Annotated in this window: 17 protein-coding genes; 11 read left to right on the top strand and 6 right to left on the bottom strand. The window is 46.2% G+C overall.

Translation table 11 applies throughout. The annotated features are described in order from the left end of the window. The first annotated feature begins 469 nt into the window (after positions 1 to 469). The 4 genes from K334_RS0112135 to K334_RS0112150 all read left to right on the top strand — a co-directional run bounded on the left by K334_RS0112135 (position 470) and on the right by K334_RS0112150 (position 9,340). The gene (locus tag K334_RS0112135) at positions 470 to 4,621 is read left to right on the top strand and encodes a zincin-like metallopeptidase domain-containing protein (protein ID WP_027445037.1); all 4,152 of its coding nucleotides are present in this window, start codon (positions 470 to 472) and stop codon (positions 4,619 to 4,621) included. A 43-nt stretch (positions 4,622 to 4,664) separates the two neighbouring features. Continuing rightward, positions 4,665 to 6,119 carry a glucosaminidase domain-containing protein gene (locus tag K334_RS0112140; RefSeq protein WP_025881745.1) on the top strand — a complete coding sequence of 485 codons (1,455 nt, stop codon included), beginning with the start codon at positions 4,665 to 4,667 and terminating at the stop codon, positions 6,117 to 6,119. 29 nt (positions 6,120 to 6,148) lie between these two features. After that, complete coding sequence (locus K334_RS0112145) at positions 6,149 to 6,760, top strand: hypothetical protein (protein WP_025881742.1); 612 nt, start codon at positions 6,149 to 6,151, stop codon at positions 6,758 to 6,760. A 105-nt stretch (positions 6,761 to 6,865) separates the two neighbouring features. Then, a complete protein-coding gene (locus K334_RS0112150; RefSeq protein WP_027445038.1) occupies positions 6,866 to 9,340 on the top strand; it encodes an ArdC-like ssDNA-binding domain-containing protein in 2,475 nt (824 codons plus the stop codon). A gap of 146 nt (positions 9,341 to 9,486) precedes the next feature. Here the strand turns inward: K334_RS0112150 and K334_RS0112155 are convergent, their stop codons facing one another. Both K334_RS0112155 and K334_RS0112160 read right to left on the bottom strand, forming a co-directional pair. Next, positions 9,487 to 10,089, bottom strand: a complete 603-nt coding sequence (locus tag K334_RS0112155; protein WP_025881741.1) for a hypothetical protein — start codon at positions 10,087 to 10,089, stop codon at positions 9,487 to 9,489. 17 nt (positions 10,090 to 10,106) lie between these two features. After that, positions 10,107 to 10,868 (bottom strand): DUF4099 domain-containing protein, encoded by a 762-nt coding sequence (locus K334_RS0112160; protein ID WP_025881739.1) that lies wholly within the window; start codon positions 10,866 to 10,868, stop codon positions 10,107 to 10,109. Between the two features lie 240 nt (positions 10,869 to 11,108). Between K334_RS0112160 and K334_RS0112170 the strand changes: the two genes are divergently transcribed. From K334_RS0112170 to K334_RS0112180, 3 genes are read left to right on the top strand one after another with little or no spacing between them, the layout of a single operon-like run. Continuing rightward, entirely contained in the window at positions 11,109 to 12,095 is a 987-nt protein-coding gene (locus tag K334_RS0112170) for a glucosaminidase domain-containing protein (protein ID WP_238319106.1), read from the top strand. A gap of 36 nt (positions 12,096 to 12,131) precedes the next feature. Then, the gene (locus K334_RS0112175; RefSeq protein WP_025881737.1) at positions 12,132 to 13,343 is read left to right on the top strand and encodes an OmpA family protein; all 1,212 of its coding nucleotides are present in this window, start codon (positions 12,132 to 12,134) and stop codon (positions 13,341 to 13,343) included. A 21-nt stretch (positions 13,344 to 13,364) separates the two neighbouring features. Next, positions 13,365 to 15,911 carry a hypothetical protein gene (locus K334_RS0112180; protein WP_025881736.1) on the top strand — a complete coding sequence of 849 codons (2,547 nt, stop codon included), beginning with the start codon at positions 13,365 to 13,367 and terminating at the stop codon, positions 15,909 to 15,911. Here K334_RS0112180 and K334_RS15340 read toward each other — a convergent pair. Further along, complete coding sequence (locus K334_RS15340) at positions 15,908 to 16,072, bottom strand: hypothetical protein (protein ID WP_232209192.1); 165 nt, start codon at positions 16,070 to 16,072, stop codon at positions 15,908 to 15,910. The genes K334_RS0112180 and K334_RS15340 overlap by 4 nt on opposite strands. On the opposite strand from K334_RS15340, the gene K334_RS0112185 reads away from it, so the two are divergent. Genes K334_RS0112185 through K334_RS14030 form a run of 4 tightly spaced genes read left to right on the top strand, consistent with a single transcriptional unit; the run spans position 16,007 to position 20,115 of the window. Next, on the top strand, positions 16,007 to 16,429 hold the full coding sequence (locus K334_RS0112185; protein WP_371441332.1) for a PH domain-containing protein: 423 nt from the start codon (positions 16,007 to 16,009) through the stop codon (positions 16,427 to 16,429). The two genes, K334_RS15340 and K334_RS0112185, sit on opposite strands and share 66 nt — an antisense overlap. Beyond that, positions 16,407 to 17,150, top strand: coding sequence for a hypothetical protein (locus K334_RS0112190; protein WP_025065684.1), 744 nt, complete (start codon positions 16,407 to 16,409; stop codon positions 17,148 to 17,150). Before K334_RS0112185 ends, K334_RS0112190 begins: the two co-directional genes overlap by 23 nt. Beyond that, entirely contained in the window at positions 17,147 to 17,866 is a 720-nt protein-coding gene (locus K334_RS0112195) for a hypothetical protein (RefSeq protein ID WP_025881732.1), read from the top strand. The genes K334_RS0112190 and K334_RS0112195 overlap by 4 nt, the downstream gene beginning before the upstream one ends. Positions 17,867 to 17,871: 5 nt before the next feature. After that, positions 17,872 to 20,115 carry a type IV secretory system conjugative DNA transfer family protein gene (locus K334_RS14030; protein WP_025065685.1) on the top strand — a complete coding sequence of 748 codons (2,244 nt, stop codon included), beginning with the start codon at positions 17,872 to 17,874 and terminating at the stop codon, positions 20,113 to 20,115. 75 nt (positions 20,116 to 20,190) lie between these two features. On the opposite strand, the gene K334_RS0112205 is transcribed toward K334_RS14030, so the two are convergent. From K334_RS0112205 to K334_RS0112215, 3 genes are all read right to left on the bottom strand, one after another. Next, positions 20,191 to 21,030 (bottom strand): Fic family protein, encoded by an 840-nt coding sequence (locus K334_RS0112205; RefSeq protein WP_027445039.1) that lies wholly within the window; start codon positions 21,028 to 21,030, stop codon positions 20,191 to 20,193. A gap of 83 nt (positions 21,031 to 21,113) precedes the next feature. Next, positions 21,114 to 21,515 carry a hypothetical protein gene (locus K334_RS0112210; RefSeq protein WP_025881726.1) on the bottom strand — a complete coding sequence of 134 codons (402 nt, stop codon included), beginning with the start codon at positions 21,513 to 21,515 and terminating at the stop codon, positions 21,114 to 21,116. A 63-nt stretch (positions 21,516 to 21,578) separates the two neighbouring features. Next, complete coding sequence (locus K334_RS0112215; RefSeq protein ID WP_027445040.1) at positions 21,579 to 21,905, bottom strand: hypothetical protein; 327 nt, start codon at positions 21,903 to 21,905, stop codon at positions 21,579 to 21,581. Between the last annotated feature and the right edge of the window lie 140 nt (positions 21,906 to 22,045).

A 22,045-nucleotide genomic window follows, 5' to 3' on the forward strand; every position in this document is an offset into this window, starting at 1 on the left:
CTGCCTGCGATACCTTTGCAGAATAAAAGTCGAAGATGACTACAAGCGGACGAAAAGTGAGGTCGAAATCAGAAACGGAAATGGAAAGATAGATAAAATTAAATGTAAAATAAGCACCGCAGGTAAATCAGAATATGTGTCTTCAATACGTATAGACATATTGCTTTATAGCTACCAATACATATATACGGCTATACATATATACATATTGCCGCATGGCTGACTCAAGGAACAGCCTTTTATTCTCGCCTTGCTACTATATGATTAGTTATAGAAGGACCAACAAAAGAGAGTCAGGTAGGGCAGATTTCTTGGATTGCGCAAAAAAACAAGAGCCATTTTTAACACAAAAACCGCCACGATGCTGAAAAAAGGTTCTGAAAACGTTAATATAAGAGTTTCTTTTTTTTGAGGATGCTTTTTTGACATTAAGTCGCTTATTTTGTAACAATCAATAATCATAAAAATTATGGCCGAGACTGAATACAAGCATCGCAACTCTTCCGTTGGAAGAAAGAATAAGTCAGATGAAATTCTGAAGAAGTTCGCAGACATGATGGTTAAGATCATCAAGAAAGCCAATGCCAACAACTGGAAGAAAGGTTGGATGGGTGTCAACGGTTCCATTCAGGGACTACCGCAGAATATCAGCGGTCGGACGTATTCCGGTGGCAACTCTTTTTTTCTTATGTTCAATACGGCAGAGAAAGGATACAAGACACCCGTCTATATGACCTTTAAGCAAGCCAAGGAGCAGAATCTCCATGTCAAGTCAGGTGAGAAATCCGTTCCCATCTTCAAGTGGGGCTTATCCATCAAAGATGAAAACGGCAAGAAGGTGTCAGAGGAAGACTATAACGCCATGTCCCAGGAAGAGCGTGCCACGATGGACGTTCGTCCTTTCCCTAAAATGTTTCATGTCTTCAACATCGACCAGACCAACCTTGAAGAGGTCAATAAAAAGAGGTATGATGCCATTGTAGCACGTTTCCAAACACCCGAACAAGAGGTCAAAGACACCGAGGGGATGTATGTCAACGAAGCCCTTGACCGTATGTTCGAGCAAAAGGCGTGGCATGCCAATATACAATATGACAAACCTGCCGACCAGGCCTTTTACCGCCCATCGACGGATACTATTGTTCTTCCGATGAAAGAACAGTTCAAACTTGGGAAAACTCCTGAAGAAGTCTATCACGACGGCATGGAGTATTATTCCACAGCTTTGCACGAGATGGCCCACTCGACAGGACACGAGAGCCGGCTTGACAGGAAATTCGGTGCCCAAGGGACAGACAACTACGCCCATGAGGAACTGATCGCAGAAATGACTTCTGCCCTTGTCGGCAGCACCATGGGCTTTGACAGAAAAATATTGGAGAACAACGCCAATTATCTAAGTGGATGGTTAAGCAGACTTAGGGACAAGCCCGAGACCATTACAACCATCATGACTGACGTAGGCAAAGCCTCGGATATGATTATAGAAAAAGTTGACGAACAGCGGATCGCCTTGAACCAGACTCCCCTCAAAGCCGGCAATTTGGAGGGGCTTGATGAAGAACTTTCGGAAACAAAGACAAGGGGTAAGACCCTATATGACCTTACGGAGCAGTGGAGTAGTATCAATGCACAATATCCGTTTTCTGTTGATGATGAAAGAACAAGACAGATAGCAAAGCGTATAAGGCAGGCGGAGCAGGTCATTACAGCTTATAATGCCAACGTAGCCGCCGCATATGGCGATGAGTTTCTGTTCTCCGAGAAAGCGAAGACTACCATCATTCCGCCTGCCGTGTATTCCGGGCATGAACAACCGCCTTTGGAAGTCCAAAGACAAGCTGTTGCATCCGAGCTGGAAAATCAAAATATTGGAGATATGAAAGAACAAAAGGCTGAAGAATTACGAGAGTCACAGGAAAGACATATTGCCCCAGACCGTAACCCCGGCAACTCTGCCGATGATTATAATGATCTCTCTGAAGCTTTAGCCAAAGGAATTGGCATGGAGGAAAGTAAAGAAGACGCGACAGAGAACATCTCTCTGTCCGAAGACAGTAACCCACAAACCGATTTAGCCGGTGTAGCTGAACATATTATGGAAACGAACCATGTATCCAAGGGTGTAGCCGAAAAGATGGCCGCCCCGATCGTCGAAGAACAACAAACCGCCGTGAATGAAAAGAGGCAGAAGGCAGCACAAGCCAAGCAAGAGGCTGTCAAGAAAGCCGATGAAGCCCGTAAGGCAGAGGATGAGCGTCGCCGTGAAGTCGAGGAACAGAGACGGCGTGAGGAAGAGAATAGAAAAAACGACAAGGATGGTGGTCAAGTGTCCAAGATATTCCTGCATGCCGCCTTGCTGCTTGGAGCCTTGGAACTGGCAAAGGGCAACAAAGGCGTGTGGATGAACAAGGCTGGCAAGAGCAACGCAGAGTTTCTTTGGGCAAAGACACCAATTACTCCGTATAACAATCTGATGATGAACCTTCAGTCCGATCAGAAGGGCTACCGTTCCAATGTTTATGCCTATTTCGACGAGCTGAAGGATGCGGGCGATTCTGTCAGAAGTAATGAGAAGGCACTCCCTTTCAATTGGACGCGTTGGGATTACCAGAATATTGCTACTAAAGAGGTTATCACCAAGGGTGAATATCAGAAACTTCCCGAGGATGAGAAGTCGCTCTATGTCAAGCACCATAGCCGTCAGACCCAGCAGATTTTCAATATTGACCAGACCTCTATGACCGGCAAACAGATGTACCGTGATTTGCTGAAAGAGACCGATGCCAAGTATGAGGAACTCTCCGAACGGGGCGTGACAAGTATGATAAAGTTCTCCGAAAAGCTGAAATCAAACCATCCAACGGCCATTGTCGTTGCGCGTGACGATAACCAGTATCAAATTTACGGTAATGATGCCACCAGAGCAGGTAAGATATTAGGCTTACCGGTAGGTCAAACAGAGGTCGATGGCAAAAAAATCAAGTCCACGGGTTTTCCTCTTGACAGAATCGACGACTACCTGCCAAAGCTCGTTCAAGCCAAGCAGTGGGTTGTCGTTGCCGATAACCTCGACAGTGCGGAACTCATAAGAAGAGTAGCCAACGAAAAGGACGTGTTGAACAAGGCTTATTCAACCGCCCAGACCGTAGCCAAGTCCGCAGGAATAGGCTATGAACGCGTCATGGTGCTACAAGATGCAGAATACGACAAGCAAGCCGACAAGATCATTGTCAGCGGCATGACGGATAAGGATAGCGGCAACAGCCGGCAGACCGCCATTGCGAAAGCCAATGACATTTACCGTGCCATTGTAGCAGCCACAGGCAGCGAGCAGCGTTTAGACCGCCTGGGGCGCAATAATCTCCTCCCCAACGACGATGCGAAATACGAGAGATTTGTTCAAGACCTATCTGCCGGAATCCTGATGGCACGTCAGGGGCTTCCTGCAAGCCTTTCAAAAGAAAGTATGCAACATATCGATTATTGGCAACGCGAGATCAAGGAAAATCCCAAATTGCTTGGACTGTTGGAGAAAGATGTCAACAATGCCGTCGAGTCCATCGATAAGCACATGCAGAAGCAGATTGTCAAGTACGAAGATATTCGTAAGGATTTGCCCCTGAAAGACTTGGCCGTCAGTGAGAGACAATATCAGATTTCCACCGATTTGGCTAAGCTCCCAGATATAGATTCAAAAGAAATCGTCATTGTCAGAGATACGGCAAAAGGTTCAGCCGATGTCATTCTTCCTGAAGGGGCTTCTCTTGAAGACAACGTAGAGATCTCGGGCATTCGCAAAGATCGTATCAAGATAGCATTAGGACACGAGGGTATCACCGATGTCAAGTTCTATAATGCCGGTGGTGCTTTAGGACTCAAAGAGCCTGACGACTACTATAAGGATAAGACCGTTTCCGTAGGCCGGTTGAGACAATATGAGTTCAGTCAGCATAGAGATATAGATGTGAAACCGCAGATTGCGGCAGCAGCCTTGCCAAAGATTGAGATTTTCATGCCTATCCGTGACGAGAAGGGACAGTATGCCTTTTTCTTCAAGGCAGAGAACGAGCCTTCGTTCTCCGTCTATCCCAATGACACCCACAAGAAGCTGTACTTCGATGTCAGGGGAACGGACAAACAGATGGATATACACAATGCCCTTGCACAGAAATACTATTCCGTTGCCAAGCAGCATCCTGAAATCAAGGTAGATCTTATCATGCCCAAAGTTTCTAATGTAGACATGAGCAAGATAGAGCGTCCGACTATTACGAAAGACAGGGAAGACCCAAGCAAGAAGTATGTCATGGCCACCATTGACGGTAAGTTCATGAAGAAAGAAATCTCCAAGGCACAGTGGGACAAGATGTGGTTGGCAGATGACATGTCAGCCTACAAGAAAGCTGTCGCCGCTGTTGTCTTTGCTCCTTTACTCAAAGAAGACGTGCAGAAGGAGCAATCCACAAGTATGGCAGCACGGTCAACTTCGACAGAAACCGTTAAAAAGGAACAGGGTGCAGAAGAGAAAACTGCAGAAGGAGCTTCAGAATCGATTTCTGAAACGGCTACCGAAAAGGAGGCGGAGACCACCCGGAGAGAAAGTGCCTTTCGCAGATAAGGAATAATGCAGTAATCATCAGACATGACACATTACCAGAAACATGGCCATATCCACCTCTGATTTTATCAACAGATATGCTCCTTATGCCATGGAGCAGCAGATTAAGTACGGCATTCCCGCTTCTGTCATTCTCGCCCAGATGGCTATCGAGAGTTCATGGGGCACCTCTGCCCTGGCCCGGAACGACAACAATTTCTTCGGTATCAAGAAAGGTTCGTCGTGGACAGGCAGGGTAAGTTATTATGACGATGACCGGGCGCATGAAGCCTTTCGTTCCTACGACAACGTGGGGCAAAGTCTTAGCGATCACTCTGCCACCTTACTCCAACCCCGCTATCTGCGTCGTTGTCCCACGGACAGTACAGATCACTTAGGATGGATAAAAGGCATCAAGGCCGGCGGTTATGCCACGGCAAGGGACTATGTGCAGAAATGCGAGAGCATTATCAGCGACTATGGTTTAGACAAATTCGACCGTCTCGCCATACAGAATGCACAGCAGCAAGGATTGCAGATAGGCTATATGAGAGGTCGTCAGACCGACAAAATAAGAACCAGTCCTGCCGGCATTCTCCTTACGCCCCTCCAAGGACATTGGTGTATGCCCATCAATTTAGAGGGCCTGAAGGTAACGGGAGAATATGGAGAAACGCGTCCCGGACACCATCATGGCGGCATAGACCTTAGCACCGGTGGCAAATATCTTCCCATTTATGGAACAGAAGACAATGGCAAGGTCGTTGCCGCCAAGTCCAACAATGGTGCAGCCGGTAACATGATTACTGTGGAATACAACCGTTCTGACGGCAGCCGCCTTCAGTGTACCTATATGCACCTTAGCGAGATTGGCGTGAAGGTCGGTGATACCGTTAACGCAGGGATGCAGCTGGGCTATTCCGGTAATACAGGCCGCTCTACCGGGCCACACCTCCATTTTGAGACCAAGTTCTATAATGCCCAAGGAACACTCCAGAGTTATGATCCGGCAGAATACATTGCCGAGCTCTCGTTCCGCGGTAATCTCCCGGCAGTATTGAACAAAGGCGGCCAGAACTTAGCGGCACGCTATTCCTCTCAAATGGCGTACAACAATGCTTCGGCCACCGGTATCGAAGGGCATCCTATGGATATCCAAACACAAATGTTGCTTGCCAATATCACCAAATCAGACGATCCCAACAGATGGTTGGAATATCTGATGAACAAGAATGGCGATAGTTCAGGGCTGTCCGGTGGAAATCCTATCTCCAATCTTATCTCAACCCTTTTCATGAGCATTCTGACGCTTGCCCAAGATTTGAAACAGGGAGACGAAGACATGGGTGAGTCCCAAACCTCCAAAGAGGCAAAAGAAAACAAAGAGACAAAAGAAGCTGCCACCCTTAGAAGGGACAGGGAAAGTATCAATGTCAAACGGCTTGCCCAGGCAGCCTCTTTGAACTTCGATTCCGAACTCCCCGAAGAGCAGCAGACAAACACCATTCGGCGAACTTAGACAAACAATTCACAAAAATAACGAGTAATATGATTAAATGCAATGTCACAGCATGCGGAATCATCAGCAATTCTGCAGTAGAGAAACAAAGTAAGGACGGCAAGTCCTTCATTTCTTTCAGTATCACCATCCCCATTGCCGGCAGTGATGGTTCCGGCGCGGAGCTCCAAGTCTTTGTTTCCGCTCCCGGCAATAAGGAAACTGCCGAGCGGTATTCCACCGGGCGTAGGGTGAGAATGAACGGTACACTCTATATCAGACGGATAGACGACCGCACGTATTACAACCTCCGTACCGATGAAGGAATAGAAATCGTCAAGTCCACCGAAGCAGATTCGCTCACAGGGTCTATCGATTTCAAAGGTAAGATAAAGGGGGATATTACGGAACGTACCAACAGAAACGGACACAAGTTCCAGACCTTTTCCGGCGTGTCGCAAGACAAGGATGGAGAAAAGAAAGGCTGGGTTTGGGTTCGCTTCCTCTCTCCGACTTCGATTCAGCAGGAATTCTTCAAGCCCGAGGCCTATGTTGAAATAAAAGGAGAGTTGCAGTTCCATATCTATCAAGGCAATGTCAACATCGAGTGCCGTACCAGCAGTATCGAGCCTTGGGAGTTGACTGCCACACAGAAAGAATAGTTGCCATAACATTGAAGTTTACATGAACACCGGCATTATAGAGCGTTGATCATTCAAGTCTTTATAGGCCGGTGATTTTATTCCGTACAAAAACCTAACAAGTATATGAGTGAAAATGACAATCCAGCAGGAATCTTCGGCAACCGTCTGTTAGGCGGCTGGAGTAAGATATTTGGCAAAAAGCACGATAACGGTAAAGGCGAAAAACAAGGACATGACCATGATAAATTAAAATTAAAGCCATTCCCGCCCAACCATTTCTTCTCCCAGGAAGAGCTGTGTTTCCTTGCAAAGAATCAAGAGCAGTGTAGCCGTCTTCAGAGTTGGGCTTTGCAAATGAGCTTATGGGCACGATCCAAGTCCAACGAGCAGGACAGGAACAACCCACAGTTTTTCCCGGCCGTTCAATGGCAGGACGGTTTGATGAGCACATGGATAGACTCGGAGGCAACGCCTGACAGCATAGACCAACAGGCAGACCGTCTTTACCAATTACAGCTGGATGGCTATAAAATGGATGCCGCTTTTGTAAGAATGATAGAGGCAAGAGCTTGTAGAAGTTTAGTGGGCAACCTCTTTGTGGATGAGAAACAGAATGAGACCGCTTCACGAAAAGGCGGTAAGCACTTTATATGGATTAAAGCCGTTGTTGACAAGTCCGGTGAGGACTTGGCTTTGTCCATATTTCATTACAACAAGATCAGCCACCATCATGAATCAGAAGAAACAGTTTCATACAAACAGTTCAAGCCGCTTCTTGAAAACAAGGAGATGACAGCCCTTGGCGGAGAGGGGCAGCGCAAATGGAACGATGAAGCCACCGCAAGAGACATGGCGGAGGAAAAGTTTACAGAGTTAGTCTGTCTGATGAGACGGAGCAATATCTGTCAGGGGATGTTCCCTGCCCACAGTTCCATCTCTATACGTCAAGAGGAAGGAAAAGACTATGTCCCCATGGCATGGGCCCTATCAGGGAATGGGATAAAGATAGACTTCGATCCCCAAGTATCCATTAGTAAAAGTTCACTTTTGGTTACCTCCAATGATTCCTACCGGTTTGTCGACGTGTTGGACTATATAGATAAAACGATAAGTGAGCAGGATGCCAGTCAGGAACTGCTGACCTTTGTCAGGATATTCGGCAAAGACTTTTGTGGAGACAAAGTGCTCTCTTCCGGAAAGTATCCTCTTTGCCGGATAAACGGCATAGAGATAGACCGTGTAACGGCAAAGGCTTCGGACACAATAGTCGCCTTCAACAATGATACTTTGGAAACCGTGACGCTTTCTTCAGAAGACAGGATAACCCTGTTAAAAGCAGTCATACGCCGTTCGGATGAACTACTGACAGGATTGAAGTCCGACCTTCAGAGAACAACGGACGAAAAAGTCCAGGATATATTGCAGGACAGGCTAAATAACATCCATCAAGGGCTGTCAGCTTATAATACTGGCGACAATTACCATACTTTGGATGAGTTATGGCAGCATATCACCTCAATTTTCAGGGTGAAGCAAAGCGCGGAGACGGCAACGGTCGTCCCTGCATCAGCAGTCAAAGTTATAGAAGCTCCGCAATCCACCGAAGTAAGGGATAAAGAGCCCTTAGTCCACAATCAAAATGAAGTTCAAAGCGTTCAAGAACCTATTGCTAAAAGTGATGACGGCATCAAAATGCCCAAGCAAGTTGACGAAGCCCCGTCAATTGAACCTAAGAAAAGTCAGATGCCGGAAGGCTATATCCGGATTGAACCATCTTCCAAAGGCAGGTGGCACACAGCAGAAATGCTCCGTAGGGAAGCCTATCGTGTTTATGGAAAGCTGTTAAGTGCAAAACTTAAAAAGCAGCTTGATAATGACAACAACCCTTGGGTTTCAAAACAGATGTTGACACCAAGAGATATCAAAGGCACTGTTTATACCGGGCCGAATGCCATCATGCTTGCGTTATGGACAGAACAGCAGGGGTTTGAGCTTCCTTTCTTCATTACTGAAGAGGAGCTAAGAGCGAACGAACTCGGTATTCTTCAAGATGCCAAGAGCCTCTTTATCCTCCATAAGAACGGAACGTCAAGGGTGTACAACATTGCACAGACCACCTTTCCCGTTACCCAAAGGCGTTCCTATGAGTCTCTCAAACTGAATATGATAGCAACAGAGCGCAAGAAGACTTCTGGGTATCAGTTCCTCGACGCTGACGGCTTTTGTAAAACAGCGTTGAAGTTTGATGGAGTCCCCGGCCTTTCTGTCTATGATTATGCCGAGAAGGTCATCCATATAGCCCCGAAGAGCAATTTTGAAACCGAGGACGACTATTACCGTGACTTGGCCGTGACCATGGTGGAAAGCACCCGTGAAGTTGATTTCGATACGCTCCGTCTGGACACCTATCTCTTTGAGAATCTCGTCTCTCATCTGGGTAGTGGTATTATCAGCCAGAGTTGCCGTTTTAATGCCACCAATCCCGAATATTCCCGGATATGGAGAGAGAGGTTAGAGAACAATCCTGAATACACCAAGAGAATCTTGGAACAATCAGACGCAGCTTCAGGCCAAGTCCTTCAATCGGCATTGACATAGGACTATCAATAATCAGTCCCGGTTCATGTTTAATTATGGCAAATTCGCCATAATTAAAATTGGGATGATTAAATGAAAAAGGCGACCTGCATCCCTGCAAACCGCCTTCTGACATTATTTAATTAAAGTTTATCGTCTTGTTTTATTCATTCTTTCTCCGCTATTTCAACAGCTTGAAGGATTGTCCGTTTGATGACATCATGTTCGAGTCTTATGGGATGTACGTGACCACCATCAGCAATGGCACCGTCAATGAAATAACGGATATTCCACCATTTCTTTACTGTATTTTTAGATGTGTTGATTGCTTTTGCACAGGTCTTAAACCCTCCTTCTGGATGAAGGTATCTCCAAAGAGTAATTTTCACCGCTTCTTCAGAGTTCTTTAAAGTAGCAAGTAAAACCTTATTTTTTCTCCACTCTTGAAACAGTTCCACTGAAGAGATATTGCTTTCCTTGGTTTGGTTACTACCATCGGTCATATCAGCATTTTCCAACGCCTCGTTGGAAACCTCGTTGATTTTATCCCACACTTCTTGTGGCCAGTCGTTATCATCAGGCTCATCACCATAGCGAAGCTCATTGATGAACTGTTCCGCTCCGTCTTCATCACCTTCATCGAAGCCCAGTACCTGGCACCACTCCTTATAGTCGTCTACCATTTCCTTGCCGTGCATTGTGATACACTGCAGGTTTGTTATTTCCTCACGGTCGAGTTTATCAATCAACCCCTTTACTACTTTTGCCATATTGTGAAACTTTAAGATTATCTGTGCATACCTCTGCTTCTCTGCTCCGCTTTCTGTGAGTTTTCATCCCCCAAGTGGTAGAACTCCTTTTGCATCTCTTCTGTATAGTCCTCCTCAGGAACATAGTTCTTGAAAGAGTTGTCCGACTCCTTGACCCAACATCCGTAGATGCCGAAATTATATGTAGGCAACTCACGGGAAGCAATACTGTCATATTCCTCCCTGTCACCACTTATCACCTTGATGCCACCGTCAGCGAGGAAATCCAGTCCGAATGTGAACTGGCCTTCCTGCTTGTCTATTGAAATAACATTGCCTGTACACATCTGTGCCACTTGCTCATTGGAAAGTTCCATCTCGTTTTGAAGTGAAGCCAGATTATCCTCCATTAAAGAAACGGGAATATAGAAAACCCTGTTAGTCTTGTCGTCAAGCTGTACGAAACACTGTTCCTTACCCGGCATTTTGGTTATGATGATTTTTCCGCTTCGCAGCGTGTTCTGTTCCTCGGGCGTGAAGTCCTCCAAATCAGCCATTTCACTTCTCGGTGCAATCAGGATGTCAACAGTGCCATTTCTTCTTTCAAGTTTAAGCCGGGCTTGAATCGTTCTCTGTACACCGTCACCCAAGTCCACACTGATGGGCAAAATTGGAGTCCAATGTCCCTCCAATAGTTTTTTCATCACCATTTCAGGCAGGTCATCCACCATTTCTTGAGACAGCCCGATACTTGCAAATTTCTCGTATGGTATCTCATTCTCCTCAAAAGTTGTTCTCATAATTTTCCTGTTTATTGTTTTTGCAAAGATAGTTTCTTACTTGAAAAGTCCGTTCTCCAAAAAAATAAACCTTTTATATTAACATTTTCAAAACGTTTTTGGGCGGTTTTACGGCGTTTTTCGTTTTTGAAATGTTAATATAAGACTTCCTTTTTTTTCGAGCCCCCTATTAAAACGGTTTATTTTATTTTTGTAATCATAAAATACGAGTAAATGGTTATACATTTTAGACATATCTTCATGGCTGTTTTGAGTCTGTTCAGTCTCTTTTGTCATGCACAAAAGAATACCACCGATGCCAATCATCAGGACTACTGGATAGACAAATACCTTAGTGTCAGTTTCCCCTTACAAAGTGTCGAGATCAATTCTGCGTTCGGTATTCGTAAAGATCCATTCACCGGCAAGGAAAAAGAACACTGTGGCTTGGACTTGAAAGCTCATTATGAAAAAGTCCTTGCCATGTTTGACGGTTACATTGCGAATATTGGCTATGACTCCGGATCTGGCAATTACATCATCATGCGTCATGGTGATTACACCATCAGCTATTGTCATCTTTCTCAAATCTGGGTAAAGAAAGGAGAGAGAATCTATGCAGGAGACCCGGTTGGCGTCAGCGGTTCTTCCGGTCGTTCGACGGGGCCACACCTTCATATCACCAGCCGGTTAAGGGGACGGCTCGAAGACCCCTATAACCTCCTTACTTACATAAGAGACGTAAAGTTGCAGTGTATTACTGCTCTCCATGTCAGCGAGGAGACTCTTCTTTCTCCTGACGCATTTTTCAAGAAATATGCCCATGCCGCCATGAGACAACAGCAGAAATACGGCATTCCCGCTTCCGTCATCCTTGCTCAAATGGCACTTGAAAGCAGTTGGGGAAACAGCAGTTTGGCCCAGGCAGGATCCAATTACTTCGGCATCAAGGCCAACAGGAACTGGCTGGACAGCGGACTTCCATACAGTGTCCATGACGATGATCGCCCTAATGAAAAATTCTGCAATTTTGCCTCTCCGGAAGCCAGCATGGAATATCATTCAAGACTGTTGATGAGCGATCGCTATAAGCAGTGTTGGAAATACAGTTCCACGGATTTTCACAATTGGCTCGTTTCCATCAAGTCTGCCGGATATGCCACGGCAAGGGACTATGTACAGAAATGCGAGCGCATCATCATGAAGCACAAGCTCTACCTCTACGACGTAGCCGCTGAACGGCTATAATTACGATATAATGTGTATAAACAAAGAAAAAGCATAATGAAAAAAATCTTCTTTTTATTGTCAGCCCTTACATTCATAGGGCATGGCATCCACGCACAGGTCGTGTACGGTAATGATGAACGATTCTATGTGAACTCCCGGCATGAGATTCCGACAAGCTCTGCAAGTCATCCGACAGGCCTGCCAAGTCCGATAGACGGTCAGGCAAAATATAAACTGTCAGGTTTGGGCGACAATTGGTTTGTCTCCGCGCAGGGCGGTTTTATCTCTTTCTTGGGAGATCCCGTCTCACACACGGACTTTAACGGTAGAACCAAGGTGGGGTTGGAACTTTCCATAGGGAAATGGCACTCGCCATATTTTGGGACACGACTGGCCTATCAAGGCTTTAAGTTTGTCGACTCCCAACGTGCATCCCAGTCCTTCGGCAGCTATCATGCAGACCTACTTCTTAACGTGTCTTCCTTCTTCCGACCCTCTTTTGAGAAGCCGGCAAAATGGAACATAAGTCCCTATATGGGAGCTGGAATTATCAGGCATCATCAGTTGAAGAAAAATTCCTTTGCTTTTTCCTACGGCATCTTGGGAACTTGCAGCCTAAGTGAGCGTATCAGCATCTCTGCCTCTCTTGGTGGAACGACAACCCGTCGTGATTTTGACGGATATGGAGAGAAAGGCCGTTTGGGAGACAATCTCCTTTCGGGAAGTATCGGTTTGTCCATCGGGATTGGACATTTAGGCTGGAAAGTCAAAAAACACAAGTTGGTGTCAGCGAATGAAGATGTATTGCAGCATCCGATAATAACCGACTTGACTCCCTATCCACGCAATAATTACAGTGGCCTTAAATCACTTCAAGAAAGACTTGCCAATGGGAATACGGAGAGCGTTTCCGGGAATGACGATGAGAACATTGCGCGGTTTGACGCTCCAATCCTGTTCTTCTTCAAGCGTAATACCACGGAATTTGTCGACAAACAGCAGTTGGTCAACATTCAGGAGATTGCAGCTGCTGTCAAGGAGTATAACTTGGAAGTGCGTGTCGTAGGTTCCGCAGACAGCAAGACCGGAACACCCAAACACAACAGAAGCCTCTCTGTCAAACGCTGCCGCTATATTGCCAAGCTACTGATAAACGCCGGTGTTCCGAAATCGAAGATGACCGGGGCAACCAGGGGCGGTATCAATCTTTATAAGCCTTATACAGCCAACCGCCACACCTGCGTGATCCTGTATAAGCAAAAGTAAGAAGAATTAAAACAGAATAATATGGCCACTTTAAGAAAGAATACCAACTATGGTGTAACGGACATCTCACCGCGTCTACAAGACACTCTCAATGCCAACGGCATGCAGGCTCATATCACCATGACACAGACCGGTGATTATGAACTTGTCACCTTGTCCCATAATTCATCCGAACCCAGGCGTTATCCTCTCGACCAACAACAGGTTGAGAACCTGATGAACGGAGGTACATCCGCATGGGACAAGAAGGCCTACAACACCTTTGTCGGCATCGTTAAGGAAGATTATTATATCCCTGGCTCATTTGTCGCAGCCCGCAATGCCAACAGTCCTGTCAACATGGGACTTGACGGGCACAGGCTTGCCCCGGGAGAATATGGATACAGAGAACCGCGTATCTTTTACCCTTTTGAAGGGCCGAGATACGGGCGATTTGACAGCATCATAGACGGTTTGATGGGACTTGCCCATGGTGGGCGCATCAGGCGCATAGACGGAAGACCTTTTTATGCCAACAGCGCACCTGTCGTTATAGACCGTCCTGGCGGGCGTTTGCGTCCCGGAGAGATGAAAACAGGTGCCTATGGGTTCTATGACAAGGGTATGAAGCAGAAACAGGACGTCCTTCAGTCCATGAGTATCAGCGAACAGCAGCTTCCCAAGGTGGAACGTCCGAAAGGACAGTCCGTTCCCCTTAATTCCATCAGTTCACCGGTTTATATGTCGTCAGAGAAATTTCAGCAGGTACTGTCTTCGCACGGTATTGTCATAGATGAAAAGAAAAATCTGCTGACCATCAAGTCTGCGTCCGTTCCTACCAACCTTGAATACAAGCTGAACCCTGACGAGACGAAGAAACTCATGAACGAAAAATTCAAGTACAGCGACAAAAAGGGTGTACACAACAAGGATGGTGTATCTGTCAATGAACGGCTTGCCATCCTGAATGCCGTCATAGGAAAAGACTTTACCGATAAGATAACCGTAGAGATGCTTAACAGCAAGGACTATGTAGACATCAAGCTGAAACCCGAAGTGGAGAAAGAGCTGGGGCTTCATCAGGAAGCAGCCAATCAATACATGGCATCCAAACTTGACATCATAGACATGAAAGACATGCGCGAGGACTATCGAAGCGGTTTCTTAGATCGCTGGAACTCTATCGGTGTCGTCGACGGACGCGGCCTTAATCCAAACGAAGGTTTCTATCTTCCGGTAAAGGACGGACGTGCCGTCTCTGTCGGTGAGATTCAGGTGTCGCCCGTCAATGACGGCAAGAGTGCGACTACGTTTCGCATGACTGCCGTAATCAACAATCAGGTGATGTCACATGACATCTCCAAGGAGGACTATATCAAGTTCATCAACTATAATGACGAGTACCGCCTGAAACTGTTCGACAAGGTGTTTGATGAAGTCAAGATAAAGGACGCGTCCAACGGTGTCTTGGAAGATCCTGTGCGTTCAGGCAGGATTGAGGATGCAGACGGTGTTGCCGTATTGAACGGTCATTACAACCTTGTTAATGACAACGTTTCCGCTGCAATTACAGGAGCGATGGCCTACAAGGATCAGATCTCCGGCAATTATATACTGAATATGCGGGAGAGCAAGGATATTGGTATGTGGTCATATAAGATTACCGAAAAGCAGTATCTTGCTTTCAAGAATGCAGATGATGACGGCAAGGCAAAGCTGCTTTCCACCATCATTCCCATAACCGATGAAAACAAGCAGCCTTTGTCTGTTGTCAAAGAAATCCGGCTGCCCCTCTCCACCGCAGAGAGACGCGTGTCTTCTTATTCGGAGAATATAGATATGAAGGACGCATTGCAAAGCGGTGCCGGAAGACCATACAATGAGCGTATGGCAGATGCGTTGAACAAGACGATCTTTAAGGATACGGAACATATCAAGGCCACAGCCCTGTCAGGGACAGATATAAAAGCCGTCACCCAAGGCGAAGCGAAATTGGTGGCAGATGGAAAAGCTCAACCCACTTTGGCTGAATTACGAGAAAACGTAAAGATTGCCCTTAAAGGAGAAGCCGGCGTAAACGGACAATCATTGGAGAACTTGAAGCCCAACAAAGAATGGGTCAGAAGCGGCGGCCATGGCAGGGCAACCGAAGTCGGAGATATTGCCGTGGAACGCTTGCGTGACGCAGAAGGCAAGGTCATAGAAGGAAAGTACAAGATGACCGCCGTCATAGACGGTAATGTCTTTTCCCATGAGATCACCCAAAAAGATTTCGACAAGTTCCGCGCCATCAACGACACCCAGCGCATGAAGCTCTTCGATAAGATATTCCCCGAAGTGGAGATGAAGACAAAAGCGGGCCACGGCTTCAACTTGGGAGCTGCTATCCTTGCTGCCGTCTCCGTGGGAATGGATGTTGTCGGTTCTGTCATGGCAGAGCCACGTCCCCGCCCTGAACTCTATGCAAGCCGAAATGTCTTCTCCAAGCCCGGTGTAGCCTCTCCCGAAGCGGTCTCTGCTGCCCTTTACGAGTCAGAGAGTGAACATCTAAGAAGAGGGCCATCGGAAGGCAGGGGAATGGGCATTTAATCATCAATAACGTCCGCAACATGTTCAATCATGAATTTATGCCCTTCCAAACGGTGACCATCCGTCCCCATTGGGGGCAGTTCTGCATCAATGAACTGCCGGTAATCTTGCTGTGCCTGGCAAGTTATTGGATAAGCAGCTTTATGGAGTTTCGTTTCCATGAGCTTTTGATATGGCCGGCATTGTTTCTTACTTTCTACCTGTTTTTTCAAGTGGTCTATATGGCAAGGATCGAATATGTCCTGACAGGGGAGCAGCTAATCACCCTTCACGGTGTGCTCTCCCACTCAACGGACTATATCGAGCTTTACCGTGTCGTCGACTACCGGCAGCACCAGTCGTTGCCCCAGCAGCTCTTCGGTCTGAAGACCATAACCATCTATTCCGGAGACAGGAACAATCCCCAGCTGGATATGATAGGCATCAAGGCAAGGGTGGATATTGTCAGCGAGATACGCAAACGTGTGGAGTTTAACAAGAAAAGGAAAGGTATTTATGAGATTACAAACAGGCCTTAGGTGCATTTTCTTATTGACTGTTCTCGTTACTGGAGTCATGACTGTGTCAGCACAAGGTGCATCTCAATCCAACCCGCTTGAATATGCGGCTATTGCTTCTGGAGAAACACTTATTGACAATCAGATAAAGAAGCAGTCAAAAGCCATGACGGCCCTTGCTGTGGAGCAGGGAGCCATGACGGTGGCCAATACCAAGATGAAACAGTGGGAACAAAAATACAATTCCTATTTGAAGACAGCTTCCGGATATGCTTCCGCCATAAAAGCTGCCACCTCCCTTTATGCCGACGGGATGCAGACGCTCACGGCACTATGGGAAGTCCATACGGCATGTAGAATCAATCCCCAAGGAATTGCTGCTTCCCTGTCGATGAACAATCTCTATTTGGAGACGGTGACAGAGTTTATCCGTACTTACAGGGCATTGAAGAATGTAATTGCCAAGGGAGGGGAAGGCAATATGCTCAACGGTGCGGAGAGGACGCAGATGCTGTGGAATCTGACAAACAATTTAGAACGGTTGAACAGAAAACTCCGGCTGTTGTCAGTGAGTGTCACAATGCACTCCTTAGATGATGTGTGGAACAGGGCCATCACGGGTAAGATTAACAAGAGCAACAAGGTGCTGGCCAAGGAATCGTCCAAGCGGATGTGCAGGGCAATCAGCAATGTTGCCAAGTTTTATAAATACAGACAGACACATAAACCATGGGGACAATGAACAGCATCAGGCGGGCAGCCATCAGCGTCATTTTAGGATTTTCCCTTTCCATAAGCCTGTTTGCACAGAATGGGCCGGATGGTGTCAGGGCCGGGATGTTTGCCACTTATGCCAAACAGGCAAAGAAAGCCTTAAAGGCGCAAGATGTTTTGTTGGCAGGAAACCTTACAGGACACAAATATTTGAAAGAGGAAGTGGCAGCGACAACGAACTTCCAACGTCAGTTCAACGATTACCTTAACAGCTTTGATGACATACTGACCGTGGCTGCCGACATATACGGTATTTACACGGAAGTGGATGAAGCAATGAAAAACGTGAAAGTTGTCAAGGGTATTGTCGTGCGGCAACCGGCTAATGTCCTGGCGGTAGCTTTCTCACAGTCAAAGAACAACATCTATACTGACATTATCGAGAACGGTCTGAAACTCGCAGCAGACATCGAGCAGATTCTGCCGCTGAAAAAAGATCAGGACAAGAATGCCAAGATGACCCAATATGAACGGCTCAAAGTTATGGACAACATCCGCCTGAACTTGCGTACGCTCAACAGGAAGCTCCGTAATCTAAGCCGTTTGATACATTACACAACAATCATGGATTCATGGTATGACCTGAAAGGAACCGGAAAGGAATACCAGCCTCGCAAGATGGGATCTATAACAAAAGATTGCCTGAAGACTTGGATGAAACATGCCAAAGGCGTTAAATACTAAAAGCAATGGAAGAAAGTAAAGAAATACAGGGAACGTACAGTATTTTCAGGACAACCATATATGTATCACTCCTTTTGGAGTTCTTCATGTATGCCTTGGATCCGGCCGCATTGAGCGGATTAGGAGGTATCGTGAACAGTTTTCATCACCGGCTCGGGGTGCTGTCCATGTATCAGTTCCTGCCCTACTCGAAGATGGTTACGCTCATGCTGGTAATCATCACCTGTATAGGCACAAAGAACAAGAAACAGATAGAGTTCGATGCGCGCAAGATGGTATTCTACCCACTCGCCATCGGCTTTGGCTTAGTAGTGGCTTCTGTGCTTGTCTATAACAGTGATTGGCATGTCAGGTTATGGATCCTGAAAGCCAATGTGTGGGTTTATATGGCCGTGTCTGTCATAGGGACAATACTTGTCCATACTGCTCTTGACAATGTATCGAAATATTTCAAGGATGGCATGCTCAAAGACCGGTTCAACTTTGAAAACGAAAGTTTCGAGCAGACAACAGAGCTTGTCGAGAACAAGTATTCCGTCAATATCCCTATGCGCTACTACTACAAGGGCAAGTTCAGGAGGGGTTGGATCAATATTGTCAATCCCTTCCGAGGCACATGGGTTGTGGGCACGCCCGGTTCCGGAAAGACATTCTCTGTCATAGAGCCTTATATCCGTCAGCATTCGGCCAAGGGTTTTGCAATGGTTGTCTATGACTACAAGTTCCCGACGCTTGCAACCAAGCTCTATTATCATTATAGGAAAAATCAGGTGCAAGGTAACCTGCCAAAAGGCTGTAACTTCAATATCATTAACTTTGTCAATATTGAGTACAGCGCACGCGTCAATCCTATCCAGCAGAAGTACATTGCAAATTTGGCTGCAGCACAGGAAACAGCGGAGACACTTATTGAGTCCCTTCAAAAGGGACAGAAGACTTCCGGTGGCGGTTCCGACCAGTTCTTCCAGACATCCGCCACCAACTTCCTTGCAGCCTGTATCTTCTTTTTCGTCAACTATAACAAGAAGCCTTTTGACGAGAACGGCAATGAACTCTTCCCCGAATATGGTGAGGATAAGGAGACTCACCATAAGCGGTTGACAGGAAGAGTCTTCAATGATGCGAAACAGATTGGCAACAAGGAATACCAGGTGCAACCGGCCTATTGGAAAGGTCAGTATTCTGACATGCCTCACGTGCTCTCGTTCCTGAACCACTCCTATGATGAGATTTTTGAAGTATTGAAGACCGATCCGGAAGTCTACCCGCTTTTGGGGCCTTTCATGACTGCCTTTGACAATGGTGCCATGGAGCAGTTGGAAGGTATGATAGGTACGTTGCGTGTGCAGACTTCACGCTTGGCCACCAAGGAATCCTATTGGGTGTTTAGTGGGGACGATTTTGATTTGAAGGTGTCAGATCCCCGACATCCAAGTTATCTGCTTATTGCCAATGACCCGGAAATGGAGAGCATCATTGGAGCACTCAATGCCCTGATTCTGAACCGTCTTGTCACCCGTGTCAACAGCGGTATGGGAAAGAATGTCCCGGTAAGCATCATTGTCGATGAGCTGCCGACACTCTACTTCCATAAGATAGACCGCTTGATAGGAACCGCCCGAAGCAATAAGGTTGCTGTGACATTAGGTTTTCAGGAACTGCCGCAGTTGGAAGCAGACTATGGAAAGGTTGGAAAGGATAAGATCATTACCACCGTAGGTAATGTCGTTTCCGGCTCTGCACGCTCAAAAGAAACGCTCGATTGGCTGTCGGGCGACATCTTCGGAAAGGTCGTACAACTCAAAAAAGGCATTACCATTGACAGAGACAGAACATCCATCAATCTCAATGAGAATATGGACAGCCTTGTTCCTGCCTCCAAAATCAGTGATATGGCTTCCGGATGGCTGTGTGGCCAGACTGCCCGGGATTTCGTCGTCACGAAGACTGGCAGACGGGACTCGATGGATATTCAGACAGCTGAAGAGTTCAGAACCACCAAGTTCTTTTGCAAGACCTCTTTTGACATGGAACAGATCAAGGCAGAGGAAACAGACTACAGCAATTATCCTATCCCGAAATTCTACCACTTCGATTCTGAAGACTCCAAGGAGCGTATTCTATATGCCAACTTTGAGCGGATAGACCAAGAGGTAAAGAATATGATAAAGATTGTCCAGACAGAGTTCAAAAAGGAAGAAGGCACTCAAACAGCCCATAGGAAGAGCAACAGGAAGTCTTCCAAATAAATTCTTCCTTTGTTTTTATTACATGAGAAAGGGTCACTTGAACTGTAAAGTTCAGATGACCCTTCATTTTATTCTTTATCTGCGGAAATGCCGGCGAGGTTTCTGTTCTTCTTCCTCCTCTTCTTCATCTTCCATGGATAACTTATAGTTCTCGATTTCCTGTTGGAGGTTGTTGGCGTGCTCCCGGAACATGAAGTCTTGGAACGGGGTATTTGATTCTTCCTCTCTTGACTTCACCAAGGCGTTGATATATTCGGCCTTGTCCTCCTTCAATACCTTATTGGGTACCAGGTCAAACTCATTCTGAAGATGATTCATGATCAACCTCGACATCCTGCCGTTGCCGTCTACCCATGGATGGATTGTCACGAGCTTCAGATGTGCGTCAAAGCTCAAACGGTATTGCTCATATACATCGGGGTTCTTTAACAGCTGTTCCCGTCTTTCGTTCATTTCCTTGCAGAAATCTTCTAACTTCTGTGGGACTTTCAGGTAATTCATATAAGACTTTCCCATAGTTCCTGCCGTAACGTTTACCCGACGTAAATCTCCCTTTGACGAGTCAAATACACCGCCAGGTGCATTGAATATCCCCCCGGTTCTTCTCATTACGATTGAAGACAGTTCCTTCAGCATATCGATGGAGAAAGGTGTGTGTTCCCTTGCCATTTCCATGCTTCTTTCGTAGGCAGCTTTCAGGTCGAGGTTCATGTTCTGCTCAATGATGCTTTTACCCTTGGCAGAAAGACCCTCGTCAAAGAGCAGCTGGTTCTCCACCTCGGTCATCGTCGAGCCTTCGATAGCAGTTGAATGGGTCACGATTGAGTAGAGATAGAACTTTTCATAGTCTATCTGTTTTTGGAAGCCCAATTCCTTGTGCTCTTCCAATATATCTAAAAATTCTTGTTTGTTCATAATTGCCTTATCTTTAGACAGCAAATATACTAATTTACGGTTGATTAAACAATTTTTTAAGGAGAAAAAGCCTGTACACCCATTTAAAGCACTTCGGAATGATATAGCTGCAACCACTCTGGTATCTCCCGAAGGACACCGGCTTCAGCCGACGCGGCGGAAGACGTATCTTTGAGATAGGTGATTTTCCGTGTACCATTGAAGTCATGTTCTTTAAACTTTATGACAAGCATACCCTCCGGATCTCCGACTACCCACCAACCGGGATTAGTTGCTCTCTGTAATACGAAACGGTCAGCCGGAACAGGTCGTACTGCTTCCTCGCCAACAAGAACGGCATCAATGACTTGCGCTGAACCGATAAACTCCGTTGTCTGTGGCAAAGCTAACAGACGCTCTACGGCTTCATCACGGCTATTGCCGACAGAGGCAGCCTGAATTTCATTACCATCAGACAATTTAATAATAAACTTGTACCTTTTCATTTTGTTTCCCCGTCACGCCGATAGGTCAGCTTTAATGGTTTATGAAATTTGTACAACTCAATACTAACCTAACACGCGCGGGAGACCATCCAAAATAATTGCTTTCGTCCCGGTTGTTTCCAACTGCCAATCGAAGTCAGCCACTTCGGAACCATTCGCAGGATAAGCACCCTGCCAATCCCACAACGTAAAGACAGTTCCATCAGGATATACAAGAATAGGAAGAGCTTGAAAAGAAGGTACATATCCATCTTTTTCCTTTTCGCAAATCACATCACAAAAATACATCATGACATGTTCTCTCAACTCTTCTTCCCGGACAATGGAAACATCACTAATGGTCTTTTCACCAAAGTTAACCAACAAATCTTTCATTTTTTCGTTTTTCATTTTGTTTCCCCGTCATGCCGATAGGTCAGCATTGAAATGCCTATATTACTTTTTCTTCATAGACGGTTGTTCCGGTCTCGTTGCAAACGATTGACACGATACCGCCTGTGTAGTCTTCAAAATAGCTCTCTTCTGTCCCG

The sequence above is a fragment of the Segatella baroniae DSM 16972 = JCM 13447 genome, from assembly GCF_000426585.1.
Taxonomy (GTDB): Bacteria; Bacteroidota; Bacteroidia; order Bacteroidales; family Bacteroidaceae; genus Prevotella; species Prevotella baroniae.